At 62.8% G+C, this 11,765-nt stretch carries 8 protein-coding genes; 7 read left to right on the top strand and 1 reads right to left on the bottom strand.

Translation table 11 applies throughout. The features are described 5' to 3' along the window. Positions 1 to 4 precede the first annotated feature (4 nt). Complete coding sequence (locus G9X67_RS31320) at positions 5 to 6,304, bottom strand: HAMP domain-containing protein (protein WP_138388783.1); 6,300 nt, start codon at positions 6,302 to 6,304, stop codon at positions 5 to 7. A 211-nt stretch (positions 6,305 to 6,515) separates the two neighbouring features. On the opposite strand from G9X67_RS31320, the gene G9X67_RS31325 reads away from it, so the two are divergent. The 7 genes from G9X67_RS31325 to G9X67_RS31355 all read left to right on the top strand — a co-directional run bounded on the left by G9X67_RS31325 (position 6,516) and on the right by G9X67_RS31355 (position 11,679). After that, complete coding sequence (locus G9X67_RS31325; protein ID WP_138388992.1) at positions 6,516 to 6,980, top strand: hypothetical protein; 465 nt, start codon at positions 6,516 to 6,518, stop codon at positions 6,978 to 6,980. A gap of 51 nt (positions 6,981 to 7,031) precedes the next feature. Beyond that, positions 7,032 to 7,313, top strand: a complete 282-nt coding sequence (locus G9X67_RS31330) for a hypothetical protein (RefSeq protein ID WP_138388782.1) — start codon at positions 7,032 to 7,034, stop codon at positions 7,311 to 7,313. Positions 7,314 to 7,454: 141 nt separating this feature from the next. Beyond that, positions 7,455 to 8,066 carry a helix-turn-helix domain-containing protein gene (locus G9X67_RS31335; RefSeq protein ID WP_138388781.1) on the top strand — a complete coding sequence of 204 codons (612 nt, stop codon included), beginning with the start codon at positions 7,455 to 7,457 and terminating at the stop codon, positions 8,064 to 8,066. Continuing rightward, a complete protein-coding gene (locus G9X67_RS31340; protein WP_171600458.1) occupies positions 8,066 to 8,704 on the top strand; it encodes an RES family NAD+ phosphorylase in 639 nt (212 codons plus the stop codon). Before G9X67_RS31335 ends, G9X67_RS31340 begins: the two co-directional genes overlap by 1 nt. 154 nt (positions 8,705 to 8,858) lie before the next feature. Continuing rightward, positions 8,859 to 9,884: an ABC transporter substrate-binding protein gene (locus G9X67_RS31345; RefSeq protein WP_171600459.1), complete on the top strand. Its 1,026-nt coding sequence runs from the start codon at positions 8,859 to 8,861 to the stop codon at positions 9,882 to 9,884. Beyond that, the gene (locus tag G9X67_RS31350) at positions 9,881 to 10,921 is read left to right on the top strand and encodes an iron chelate uptake ABC transporter family permease subunit (RefSeq protein ID WP_171600460.1); all 1,041 of its coding nucleotides are present in this window, start codon (positions 9,881 to 9,883) and stop codon (positions 10,919 to 10,921) included. Before G9X67_RS31345 ends, G9X67_RS31350 begins: the two co-directional genes overlap by 4 nt. Continuing rightward, entirely contained in the window at positions 10,918 to 11,679 is a 762-nt protein-coding gene (locus G9X67_RS31355; RefSeq protein WP_171600461.1) for an ABC transporter ATP-binding protein, read from the top strand. The genes G9X67_RS31350 and G9X67_RS31355 overlap by 4 nt, the downstream gene beginning before the upstream one ends. The last annotated feature ends 86 nt before the right edge of the window (positions 11,680 to 11,765 follow it).

The following is an 11,765-nucleotide window of genomic DNA, read 5'->3' on the forward strand; positions in this document are numbered from 1 at the left end:
ATCCTCAGCGATGCAGCCACATGCGAAGAGCCGACAGAAGCTGTTCGGTATTGACCGGCTTCGCCAGATAGTCGGACGCGCCCGCTTCCAGGCATTTCTCGCGGTCACCCTTCATCGCCTTTGCCGTCAACGCCAGGATCGGCAGCCGCCGGAACCGGGGCTCCGAACGGATGACCTGCATCGTCTCGTAGCCGTCCATCCCAGGCATCATGATATCCATCAGCACGATGGCGACGGATGGTTCGTTGTTGATGACCTCGATGGCTTCACTGCCGGTCGTCGCGGTCAGGACTTTCATTCCCCGGCGTTCGAGAACACTGCTCAGCGCGAAAATGTTGCGGGCATCGTCGTCGACGAGCAGGACGGTCTCGCCGACCAGATCTTCGTCCGAGCTGTGCAGGTCCTGCAGCGTCGCCTGTTTTGCTGCCGGTAGGTCGGCGACAACCCGGTGCAGGAACAAGGCGGTCTCATCCAGCAGACGCTCGGGCGATTCGACCCCCTTGACCACGACGCTGCGGGCCATGCTGTGCAGCGTCGCATCTTCCTCAGCGGAAAGCTCGCGGCCGGTGAACACGACCACCGGCACCTCGCCGATCTCGGCGTCGTCGCGTATTTGCTCCAGCACTTCGAAGCCGGACATGTCGGGAAGGGAGAGGTCGAGCACCACGCAGTCGGCTGCATTCTGCCGAAGAGCGGCGAGAGCCTCCGATCCGGAGCCGACGCTGGTGATATCGATGTCGTCGTGTCCGAGAAGGGCGGTGACGCTCAAACGCTCGGCCTCGTTGTCTTCCACGAGCAACAGATGCTTGCGGCGCGGCTGCGCATAGGCCTTCAATCGCGACAGCGCCTTGCCGAGACCTTCCGGCGTCGTCGGCTTGCTCATGAAAGCGAAGGCGCCGCGGGTCAGCCCATGCTGGCGATCCTCGTCGAGACTGATGATCTGGACCGGAATGTGCCGCGTCTGCGGATTCTGTTTGAGCTGGCTCAGCACCGTCCAGCCGAGCATGTCGGGCAGAAAGATGTCGAGCGAGATCGCCGCCGGCCTGTAGTCCTGCGCGAGTGCGAGCGCATCGCTGCCGCGCATCGCCACCAAAACCTTGAATCCATTGTCGCGGGCGAGATCCACCAGCACGCGGGCGTAATGCGCATCGTCCTCGACGACGAGCAGCACCGAGTCGCCGGCCACTATCTGATGGCGATCGTCTTCGACATGTTCGATCGGCTTTTCGGCGCGGCGGTTTGCTGCCGCCTCGGCGAATTCCACGACATTTGCCGACGGAACGGTCTTGGGCGCAGCCGCGCCGGCGCCGACATAGGTGAGCGGCAGGTAGAGGACGAAGGTGCTGCCGACACCGGGGGTGCTGCGCAGCTGGATCTCGCCGCCCAAGAGGTTCGCCAATTCGCGGCTGATCGCCAGGCCGAGGCCGGTGCCGCCATATTTGCGGCTCGTCGAAGCATCCGCCTGCTGGAACGCCTCGAAAATGATGCGCTGTTTTTCAGGCGGTATGCCGATGCCGGTATCGACGACTTCGAAGGCGATGACAGACGGCGCGTGCCTCAACGAGGGATGATCAGACGACCAGCCGCTCGTTGCCGACGCGACGCGAAGTGTCACGCCGCCCTGCGCGGTGAACTTGAAGGCATTCGACAGCAGGTTCTTGAGGATCTGCTGCAGTCGCTTCGAATCCGTGATGAGGCTCTTTGCGACATCGGCGCCGACATCGACCGAGAATGACAGGTCCCGGTTTTCGGCCTCGTGCCGGAATGGCCGCGCCATCATCTCGAGCAGGTTGCTGACAAAAATCTCCTCGGCATCGACCGAGACCGTTCCGGACTCGATCTTCGACAGGTCGAGGATATCGCTGATGAGGTTCAACAGATCGGTTCCCGCACCGTGGATCGTCTTTGCGAACTCGACCTGTTTGCCCGAGAGGTTGCCATCCGGATTTTCTCCCAGCTGCTGGCCGAGGATGAGGATCGAATTCAAAGGCGTGCGCAGCTCATGCGACATGTTGGCGAGGAATTCGGATTTGTACTTCGATGTCAGCGCGAGCTCGGTTGCCTTTTCCTCGAGCGCGCGCCGGGCCTGCTCGATTTCCTGGTTTTTCGCCTCGACTTCGACGTTGCGCTCCTCCAGTTGCTGCGCCTTCTGCCCGAGCTGCTCGTTGGTCTGCTGCAGCTCGCGCTGCTGCGTCTGAAGCTCGGCGGCAAGCTGCTGGGACTGCTTGAGCAGGCCTTCGGTCTGCATGGTTGCTTCGATCGAGTTGAGGACGATGCCGATCGATGTCGTCAGCTGGTCAAGGAAGGAGAGCTGCAAGTCGGTGAATTCGCCGACGGAGGCTAGCTCGATCACTGCTTTCACCTGTCCCTCGAAATGCACAGGCAGCACGATGGCGCTCCTCGGCAAGGTCGTGAACACGCCGGAGCTTATCGGAACGACATTGTCGGGAAGGTCGGTGACCAGGATGCGGCGGGCGTCGCTGGCGCACTGGCCGACAAGTCCCTGGCCGAATTCGAGCCGCGCCGGGTGCGCCGCCTCGCCCCCTTTCGCGTAGACAGAGAGCAGCGACAAGATCGGCTGCCGCTCGTCGGAATCCACCTGGTAGATGACCCCCTGATGGGCGCCGACCAGAGGCGCCAGCTCCGACAGCAGCATCTTGCCGACCAGCGTCAGGTCGCGCTGCCCCTGCAGCATGTTGGTGAAGCGAGCCAGGTTGGTCTTCAGCCAGTCCTGCTCAGTGTTGCGCTCGGTGGTGAGCCTGAGGTTGTCGATCATCGTGTTGATGTTGTCCTTGAGCTCGGCCACTTCGCCGCGCGCGTCGACCTTGATCGAGCGCGTCAGGTCGCCCTTGGTGACGGCGGTCGCCACCTCGGCAATGGCCCGCACCTGCGTCGTCAGGTTGGCTGCCAGCAGGTTGACGTTGCCGGTCAAGTCCTTCCAGGTTCCCGCAGTACCCGGAACATTCGCTTGACCGCCGAGACGGCCTTCCACGCCCACCTCGCGCGCAACCGTGGTCACCTGATCGGCAAAGGTCGCGAGCGTGTTGGTCATGTTGTTGATGGTCTCGGCAAGGGCGGCTACCTCCCCCTTCGATGCGACGGTGAGATTTTGCTTGAGGTCGCCGTTCGCCACAGCCGTCACCACCTTGACGATGCCGCGGACCTGCTCGGTCAGGTTGGCGGCCATGACGTTGACGGTGTCGGTCAGGTCTTTCCAGGTTCCGGCGACGCCAGGCACCTGCGCCTGGCCGCCGAGCTTGCCCTCGGTGCCGACTTCGCGGGCGACACGCGTCACTTCGCCGGCGAAGGCGTTGAGCTGGTCGACCATCGTGTTGATGGTATTCTTCAGTTCGAGGATTTCCCCCTTCACGTCGACGGTGATCTTGCGCGACAGGTCGCCGCGCGCAACGGCCGTCGTCACCTCGGCAATGTTTCGAACCTGGGTTGTCAGATTGGCGGCGAGCAGGTTGACGTTATCGGTCAAGTCCTTCCAGGTGCCGGCAACACCGGGAACGACGGCCTGGCCGCCGAGCCTGCCATCGGTGCCGACTTCGCGCGCCACGCGCGTCACTTCGCCGGCAAAGGAGCGAAGCTGATCGACCATGGTGTTCAAAGTGTCTTTCAACAGCAGGATTTCGCCGCGCACGTCGACGGTGATCTTGCGCGACAGGTCGCCATTGGCGATCGCGGTCGCCACCTCGGCGATGTTGCGCACCTGCGCCGTCAGGTTACCCGCCATGGAATTGACGCTGTCGGTCAGGTCCTTCCAGGTGCCGGCGACGCCGGAGACCTGCGCCTGGCCGCCGAGCTTGCCTTCGGTGCCGACCTCGCGGGCAACGCGCGTCACTTCGCCGGCGAAGGCGTTGAGCTGATCGACCATTGTGTTGATGGTATTCTTCAGTTCGAGGATTTCGCCTTTCACGTCGACTGTGATCTTGCGCGAGAGGTCGCCGCGCGCCACGGCCGTCGTCACTTCGGCGATGTTTCGGACCTGGCCGGTCAGGTTGGAGGCCATGGAATTGACGTTTTCGGTGAGGTCCTTCCAGGTGCCGGCGACGCCCGGCACCTGCGCCTGGCCGCCGAGCTTGCCTTCCGTTCCGACCTCGCGCGCGACGCGCGTGACTTCGGAGGCGAACCGGTTCAGCTGATCGACCATGGTGTTCAGCGTTTCCTTGAGCTCGAGGATTTCGCCCGAGACCGACACCGTGATCTTCTTCGACAGGTCGCCATTGGCAATCGCGGTCGAGACTTCGGCGATGTTGCGCACCTGCGCCGTCAGATTGCCCGCCATGGAATTGACGCTGTCGGTCAAATCCTTCCAGGTGCCGGCGACGCCGAGCACGTTCGCCTGGCCGCCGAGCCGCCCTTCCGTGCCGACCTCGCGCGCCACACGCGTCACCTCGCCGGCAAAGCCGTTCAACTGATCGACCATCGTGTTGATGGTCTCCTTCAGTTCGAGGATTTCGCCCGACACGGTGACGGTGATCTTCTTGGAAAGGTCTCCCTGGGCAACCGCGGTCGCGACTTCGGCGATGTTGCGCACCTGCCCGGTCAGGTTGGAGGCCATGGAGTTGACGCTGTCGGTGAGGTCCTTCCAGGTGCCGGCAACGCCGCGCACATTGGCCTGGCCGCCGAGCTGGCCTTCTGTGCCGACTTCGCGGGCCACACGGGTCACTTCCGAAGCGAAGGCGTTCAGCTGATCGACCATCGTATTGATGGTTTCCTTCAGTTCCAGGATTTCGCCCTTCACGTCGACGGTGATCTTCTTCGACAGATCGCCATTGGCGATCGCGGTCGACACTTCGGCGATATTGCGCACCTGCGCCGTCAGGTTACCGCCCATCGAGTTGACGTTCTCGGTCAGATCCTTCCAGGTGCCGGCGACGCCGCGCACATTGGCCTGGCCGCCAAGCCGTCCCTCCGTGCCGACTTCGCGAGCGACGCGGGTGACTTCCGAAGCGAAGGCATTCAGCTGATCCACCATCGTGTTGATCGTTTCCTTCAGCTCGAGGATTTCCCCCGACACCGTCACGGTGATCTTCTTCGACAGGTCGCCATTGGCGATCGCGGTCGAGACCTCGGCGATATTGCGCACCTGCGCGGTGAGGTTCGATGCCATGGAATTGACGTTGTCGGTGAGGTCCTTCCAGGTGCCTGCCACGCCAGGCACCTGCGCCTGGCCGCCGAGGCGGCCTTCTGTGCCGACTTCACGCGCCACGCGCGTCACCTCGCCGGCAAAGCCGTTGAGCTGGTCGACCATCGTGTTGATGGTTTCCTTGAGCTCCAGGATTTCGCCCGAGACGTCGACGGTGATCTTGCGCGACAGGTCGCCGCGCGCCACGGCCGTTGTCACCTGGGCGATGTTGCGCACCTGCGCCGTCAGGTTGCCGCACATGGCGTTGACGCTGTCGGTCAGATCCTTCCAGGTGCCGGCGACGCCTGGCACCAACGCCTGTCCGCCGAGCTTGCCTTCGGTGCCGACCTCGCGGGCGACGCGCGTCACTTCCGAGGCGAAGGACCTGAGCTGGTCGACCATGGTGTTGATCGCCTCCTTCAGCTGCAGGATCTCGCCGCGCACGTCGACGGTGATCTTCTTGGAAAGATCGCCGTTGGCAACGGCGATCGTCACTTCCGCGATGTTACGCACCTGCGCCGTCAGGTTCGACGCCATCGAGTTCACGCTTTCGGTGAGATCCTTCCAGACGCCCGTCACCTCCGGCACCTGTGCCTGGCCGCCGAGCTTTCCGTCCGTGCCGACCTCGCGCGCGACGCGCGTCACTTCCGAAGTGAAGACGCTCAGCTGCTTGATCATTGTGTTGACGATATCGGCCGAGCGCAGGAACTCGCCTTTGAGCGGCCGCCCGTCGACGTCAAGCGGCACGGTCTGCAAGAGATCCCCCTTGGCGACCGCCGTGATCGTGCGCGTGACGGCGGTCGTCGGCCACAAGAGATCGTCGATCAGACCGTTGATCGATCCTTCCATTTCGGACCAGGAGCCGTCCGACAGGCCGAAGCGTACGCGCGTGCTCGTTCGCCCGTCCCGGCCGACCACCTGCCCGACATGCTCGAGCTGCTGGGCCATGCGCTGATTGGCGGCGATGATGTCGTTGAGGGCATCGGCGACCTTGCCGGTGAGACCCGTCAGGTCGGACCGCATCCGTACGGAAAAGTCGCCGCGCCGGACCGCGACAAGGACTTCCAGAAGCGCGCTGGCGTCGTCGAACGCCATCGTTTTGTGGTCATGCCCATTGAGGCTGTCTGCCGCAACGCTGTCGCGCGCGAATTCGCTGGTTTGGTTGCTCACGAAAATCCCCCTGTTCGACGACTGGTAATTTAGTGCTCAACTCAGAAAATGGTATGGGCCGTCCCGCCCACATTCTAACATGATTCACCGCCCAAAATGAGCCCGACAGTTGCAGATATCTGAAGTGCTCGCCGGAAACCGTCTCGGTGGAATTTGCGGTTTTTCGTGCGCGGGGAACACTTTGCTGCCGGCTGTCGTTTCCGTCCTGACAATGGAGAGCGACATGTCGAACGTCTCAAGGACAGGCAAGGAAGAGATCAACAACGCGACCAGCCCGACCACCTTCGGAAAGTCGGTCGAGAGCCAGGCGCAAATTGCGGATGCGGCTGCGCAAGCGTCGCCCGACGTCGGCGGCGAGATGCTCAACATCTACCGGTTGGAGCCGATCGCGGCGCCTGACGATCCGAGATGGGAAAACTCCCCCGGACATGGCATTATCGTCGTGGCCGCCAGAACGCCGGGCGACGCCAGGATCGTTGCCGCGGCTCGGGAGCTCGATTTCATGGAAGTGGATGCAGCTCCCGCCGAGGATGTCACCACGGTCAATGCCAGCGCCTTCCGCGACGACAAGCTCTACACCGTCATCGAGATCGATCGGGATAGACGTGACGTCAAACGCGGGGTCGTCGAAGGTGTGATCTCGGTCGACACGATCCGCCCGGTTCAAGAAGACTGACTCCACTATGACAGCGGCCGGAGAGACCGCTTTACTTCCTTAGAGGGCACAATGAATACAGCGAACCTGCAGCTCGAAGGCCTCATCATGGCGATCGCATCGATAACAGATGCAATCGTCGAAAAAGGACTCCTCACTCATGAGGAGCTGGACGTTGCGCTGTCGAAGGCCAGGAAAAGCGTCGAAGAAAATAACGGGCACGATCTGTCCGACGCCAACCGCGCGGCAACCCTGTTTCCCCTTCGCGTGCTTCTGCTTGCCAATCAGGCAAGCCAGAAAGGCGAACGACTTACGTTTTCGGACTACGCCAAGCTCGTGGGAAAGCTGACCTGAACATGTTCGAAGGCTTTACGCTGAACAACTGTCGACGGCGGTCCCGGGCGGGTTCGCGTCCGAGCTGTCCGGCTCCGCATGTTTGGTTGACTTCATATCATCATTAGCCATATAAATACCTTGTCAACCAAGGAGCGCTCCATGGCCCGCCACGCATCCGGTCCCGCCACCGCGCAGGAAGAGCCGAATTCCATCAGGACCGCGTTTCTGCGACGCGCGACCTCGGCGCTCGAGCGCATTTCGGCGAATGTGCCGGCAAAGGACCTGGCCGATGCGCTTTCAGCCCCGACCGACGCCGGATCGTTGGCACAGCTTCTCAGCCGCTCGGATATGGTGGGCGCGGCGATAAACGATCTCGACCCGCTGGTTCCGGCGCTGGCTCGCAACGTTGAACATCGGCAAAATCTTGTCGAGCGGGCAGGCGGAACGATGTCGGCCGAGGACGCCGGACGGATCCTCAGCATCAGCAGGCAGGCCATCGACAAGAGACGGCGGGCCGGCACGTTGCTTGCGGTGCGCGAGGGCAGCGACTGGCGCTATCCGCTCGGCCAGTTGGATCAAGGTGAGGTGATCGCCGGGATATCCGACGTCGTGCGTGGTTTTGCCGCCGCCGGTCCCTGGATCGCATTGGATTTTTTGCTTGCTTCCGATACGGTTCTCGGTGGTCGGACTGCTCTGCAGGCGCTGCGCGACGGCGATCGTGAAGCAGTCCAGCGTCTGATCCGGATTGAAACCTCTGACGGCTTTGCCTGATGCCGTCAAATGCGGACCGAGGGCCGTCGGGAGCTGCCCTGCCCCCGCCCCCTTGGCTCGCCCATTCGTCATTGCCGATCGACCTCATTCCGCCCGGGCAGGTTCTCCATAGGGTCCATCGGACGCATCTCGATCCCATCTTCTTTGGCCCCGGCCCCGGGATTGCCGCCACCAATCGTTTCGACAGCGCCAGCGGACGTTTCGGAATTCTCTATGTCGGGATGAGCCGCAGGGGAGCGCTTGCGGAAACGATCCTGCGCAATCCCCAGCGGTTGATGGTGTCCGCGACCGAAATCACCACACGCGCCATCAGCGAGCTCAGCTATAGCAGACCACTGAAGATCGTGCGCATGCACGGAACCGGCCTGCAGGTCCTCGGCACCGATAATGCCATCTCCACCGGCCCCTACGGACCATGCGGCCTTTGGACGGACGCGCTTTGGGACCATGCCGATCGGCCGGATGGCCTCGCTTACCAGTCGCGCCATGATTCGAGCGAGATCTGCCTCGCCCTTTTCGAACGCAGTGACATGGCGTTCGATAGAAAAGGCACGCTTCCGCTCTCCGGTATCCTCAAGGAGATCGCCGCGATCCTCGAAGTCTACGGCAAGTCGCTGTCACCGGTCGGCCCCGTTTAGACGGTAATCGCGGCTGCTGTTCGACGGGCGATGCACGTTGCCCCGTAGCAATGCGCTGTCAATTTTGCGATAAGTTGATTTATTTGGTCTTGTTTTCCGCATGTTTCTGAGGCTATACGGCGGCCGCATATACTCACGCACCGGGAATTTCTTCGTGACCATCCTCAAATCAATTCTGGCCGCCTGCGGCCTCTCCGCCCTGATCGGCCTTGCCGCAAATCCGTCTTTGGCCGGTTCGACGACCTACCCGCTGACGCTCGAAAACTGCGGCGCGCAGGTGACTTTCCAGAAGGCGCCCGAACGGGCGATCGGCCTCGGCCAGAACAGCGCTGAAATCCTGCTGCTGCTCGGCCTCGAGGACAAGATGGCCGGCACGGCCTTCTGGCCGAGCAAAGTTCTGCCGCAGCTCGCACAAGCCAATGCCAAGGTCAAGCTTCTGACCGTCGAGATGCCGACCTTCGAATCGATCCTCGCCGAAAATCCCGACTTCGTGGCGGTGGCTCTGCCGAGCCTGGTCGGGCCGAACAGCAAGGTCGCCAAGCGCGAAGATTTCGACAAAGTGGGCGTCGCGACCTATCTCTCGCCCAGCACCTGCCTCAGCACCAAGGACGTCAAGGACCAGTACGGCAGCCGCGCCGAGCTGTGGAACATGGATCTTCTCTACAGGGAGATCGATGAACTCTCGCAGATCTTCGACGTCGCCGACCGCGGCCAGGCGCTGATCGCCGACTTCAAGGCGCGCGAAGCCAAGCTTCGCTCCAGCGTTTCGAAGGACGGCAAGAACCTTTCTTACGTGTTCTGGTTCTCCAGCCCCAGCCCGTCGGCCGACGCCTATCTTGGTGGCAAGAACAGCGCGTCCGGCTTCATCGCCGACCTGCTCGGCGGCCACAACGCGATATCAGCGGAAGCGGAATGGCCGACTCTCGGCTGGGAAGGCATCATCGCCTCCAATCCCGACGTCATCGTTGTCGCCAGTCTCGACCGCAATCGCTGGGAGCTCGACAAGCCGGAGGCCAAGATCAACTTCCTGAACACCGATCCGGCCGTCAGTCAGATCCCCGCCGTCAAAAACAAGGCGATCGTGATCATGGATGGCCAGGCCATGAACCCGACCGTCCGGACGGTCTACGGCGCTGAGCAGGTGGCCGGCCAGCTGAAGGCTCTCGGTCTGTTGAAGTGACGGACGCGGGCCGTATCTTCCGTCAGCTGGGAGCCGTCCTCGCACTGCTCCTGGCCTCTTTCTGCCTCATCGCGATCGCCATCGGCGTCAGCGTCGGGATCGGCGACCTGCCGATCCCGCTTGCAACCACGTTTTCGGCCGTCACCAACCGGCTGGGATGGACCGCGGTCGAACTGAACCGCATCCATGAGACTGTCATCTGGGATTATCGTCTCAGCCGGGCGCTCGTTGCCGCCTTCTGCGGTGCGGGCCTTGCGCTATCGGGCGCGATCATGCAGTCGCTGCTGCGCAATCCGCTTGCCGAACCCTATGTTCTCGGCATCTCGGCCGGCGCCTCTTCCGGCGCCGTCGCCATCGTGATCCTGGGGATCGGCTCGGGCGCGGTTTCGCTCTCGGCCGGCGCCTTTGCCGGCGCCTTCGCAGCCTTCTTCTTCGTCGCCCTCCTGTCGAACGGCACGCGCGGCGGAGCGGATCGCACCATCCTCGCCGGCGTCGCCGCATCGCAGCTTTTCAATGCCACGACATCCTATATCGTCACCACCTCGGCCAATGCGCAGCAGGCCCGCGACGTCATGTTCTGGCTGCTCGGCAGCTTCGGCGGCGTGCGCTGGCCGGAATTTGCGCTGGTTTCGATCGTCGTTGGGGTCGCCCTTGTCGGCTGCCTGTTTTACGCTCGCGTGCTCGACGCCTTCGCTTTCGGTGACGAGGCGGCATCCTCGCTCGGTGTCAATGTCGGCCGCGCGCGGATGGCGCTCTTTGCGCTGACGGCAATGATGACGGCGACGATCGTCAGCATGGTAGGATCGATCGGCTTCGTCGGCCTCGTCGTGCCGCATGTCGCCCGCTTTGTCGTCGGGCCGCTGCATGTCCGCCTCCTGCCGGCCTGCGCCATAACAGGGGCGATCTTCATGGTGCTCGCCGACATCGCCGCGCGCGCCCTCATTCCGAACCAGATCCTGCCGATCGGCGTCGTCACGGCGCTGGTGGGCGTCCCCTTCTTCTCGATCATCCTCTACCGGTTCCAGCGCGCATCATGAGCATCAAGGCCGACAACCTCATCTGGAAGATTGGCAGGAAGACCATTCTCGATGGCGTTTCCCTGGACGCGCCGCCGGGCAAGATGCTCGGCCTGCTCGGGCCGAACGGCTCGGGCAAGACCTCGCTCCTGCGGCTTCTCGCCGGCCTGAAGCGGCCGCATTCCGGCCGCATCACGCTCGACCGGAGCGACATCGCCACGATCAGCCGCCGCTCGATCGCCCGGCGGATCGCCTTCGTCGAGCAGCACGCCACCACAAATGCCAATCTGCGGGTCGTCGACGTCATCAAGCTCGGCCGGTTCCCGCACCGGTCGATGTTTTCAGGCTGGACGAAGGCCGACGAAGAGGCGGTCGAAAGTGCGCTCGCGCGCGCCGGCATGGCGGAGAAGCGCGACGATCGCTGGCAGAGCCTGTCGGGCGGCGAAAAGCAGCGCACCCATATCGCAAGGGCGCTCGCTCAATCGCCCCAGGAGTTGATCCTCGACGAGCCGACAAACCATCTCGATATCCAGCATCAGATCGGCCTGATGCGGCTTGTCTCCGGCCTGCCGATCACCAGCATCGTCGCCTTGCACGATCTCAACCATGCCGCCATGTTCTGCGACCAGCTGATCATCATGCAGCAGGGCAGGATCGTTGCCTCCGGCGCACCGCAGGACGTATTGAGCGAAGACCTTCTGCGTGACGTCTTCTCCGTCGAGGCCCGTATCGAAACCTCTCCCTATCATTCGCGCCCGCATATCCATTATCTCAGGTGACGGTGGAACCGTCACCGAGATGATCGTCTACGGTCGTCTCACGTGACGGTAAAACCGCCACCGAATTGACCGTTCCGCGGCGGCGC

This window comes from Rhizobium sp. WYCCWR 11152 (assembly GCF_013087615.1).
Classification (GTDB): domain Bacteria; phylum Pseudomonadota; class Alphaproteobacteria; order Rhizobiales; family Rhizobiaceae; genus Rhizobium; species Rhizobium indicum.

Coding starts and splice junctions, on each gene's coding strand:
- G9X67_RS31325 (WP_138388992.1), top strand. CDS start 6,516: ATGGAGAGCGACATGTCGAACGTCTCAAGGACAGGCAAGGAAGAGATC.
- G9X67_RS31330 (WP_138388782.1), top strand. CDS start 7,032: ATGAATACAGCGAACCTGCAGCTCGAAGGCCTCATCATGGCGATCGCA.
- G9X67_RS31335 (WP_138388781.1), top strand. CDS start 7,455: ATGGCCCGCCACGCATCCGGTCCCGCCACCGCGCAGGAAGAGCCGAAT.
- G9X67_RS31340 (WP_171600458.1), top strand. CDS start 8,066: ATGCCGTCAAATGCGGACCGAGGGCCGTCGGGAGCTGCCCTGCCCCCG.
- G9X67_RS31355 (WP_171600461.1), top strand. CDS start 10,918: ATGAGCATCAAGGCCGACAACCTCATCTGGAAGATTGGCAGGAAGACC.